We start from the raw sequence: 1,215 nt of genomic DNA, 5'->3' as shown, positions 1-1,215 counted from the left end.
GATTTCCACACGAACGATACGAAAATATAGTTCATAAAAGCTTATTGGACCCGCTTTTCTACTAGAGTAAGGAGGGAGTGATGCGATAAATAGTGATAGTGATTGGGGAAATCTTGATACATTTGCTTCATCTCCTTGGTTTGTTTCCGACAGAGTTTAAGGTCAAGCCGTTCATCAAAATAAGGCGTGTCAGGCAGGTTTAAACCTGATTTGATAGAACAATTTCCATCACGAATACAAATAATATACAACCCATTTTTCTCTTGGCAATGTGCCATGACATTGTAAGATTCATAGCCTCTATCCATAATCACAAGCGCTCGTGCGAAAGGGAGAGCTCGCCATCATGTCAATGACAGCAGAGCGTTCATCATTATCGACCTTGTCTTGAATCCGAAGGTCATGATAAATCCCATTTTGTAAATCATAGAGGGCATTAATATGAATCATATTGTAAGGCGTTCGATTTGGCCGCGTTTGGATGCAGGTCTCCTTGTCAAAACGATTTCGAGGAAGAACGACATCACTACAGTCTACAGCTAAAATCGGCATAGGATTAACCGTTGGGATTTTAGAAGTAAACTCTTTAAAAAGCCTTTCAAAAGCTTGGTATTTAATCTGGTAGCGACGTTGCACAAAAGCGGACTGAGAGACAGTGAGGTCTAAATCTAGCAGTTCTTTAGATAGACTTTTACCACCCATGGCAAGGATAGACTTTACCATCGTTGTCATTGTCAACTGACTTTTTCGACTGAAATCTTTTTCTGGTTGACGGACAAGTTGGTTGGCATTTGAAACGACGTGACTAATACTATCAAGCAAGTGAGTTTTGATTTGGTCAAGCATGGTGTTTCTCCTTTTATTTTTAGTGTAACATAGAAAGAAACAACCTACCACAAAATGTGATAGATTGCTTAACTTAATGACATTGGGTAGACTTCCCTGCTCCACTTGGACCGACAATTGCAACGTGCCGTCCTGATTCTACACTTACTGATAGACCATTCAAAATATTTTCTTGATCATATGCAAAATCAACGTTGTTAATTACAATATTTGGACCAACAAATTCCTTTTCTACTGTTTGAGCACCCTCTTTTTCAAGATTCAAAATTTCTATTAAACGATTTGAAACACTATTAAATTCTGTTAACTCTGTCATAGACTAAGAAATATCTGTGACTGGATCAATCAACTGAGTCATATATAAAATAA

The 1,215-nt window shown here is 37.9% G+C and carries 1 protein-coding gene and 1 pseudogene; both read right to left on the bottom strand.

Going from position 1 to position 1,215, the window contains the following annotated elements; translation table 11 throughout:
• A pseudogene (locus ACMZ6U_RS10425) lies at positions 1 to 846 on the bottom strand (transposase); the annotation flags it as partial.
• A 73-nt stretch (positions 847 to 919) separates the two neighbouring features.
• Positions 920 to 1,162 carry an ATP-binding cassette domain-containing protein gene (locus ACMZ6U_RS10420; RefSeq protein WP_416108347.1) on the bottom strand — a complete coding sequence of 81 codons (243 nt, stop codon included), beginning with the start codon at positions 1,160 to 1,162 and terminating at the stop codon, positions 920 to 922.
• Positions 1,163 to 1,215: the final 53 nt, after the last annotated feature.

It is taken from the genome of Streptococcus pluranimalium (assembly GCF_047785745.1).
In the GTDB taxonomy this organism is placed as follows: domain Bacteria; phylum Bacillota; class Bacilli; order Lactobacillales; family Streptococcaceae; genus Streptococcus; species Streptococcus pluranimalium_B.
The sequence above is the reverse complement of the archived record's forward strand: the minus strand, read 5'-3'. Positions and strand labels throughout refer to the sequence as shown.

Coding starts and splice junctions, on each gene's coding strand:
- ACMZ6U_RS10420 (WP_416108347.1), bottom strand. CDS start 1,162: ATGACAGAGTTAACAGAATTTAATAGTGTTTCAAATCGTTTAATAGAA.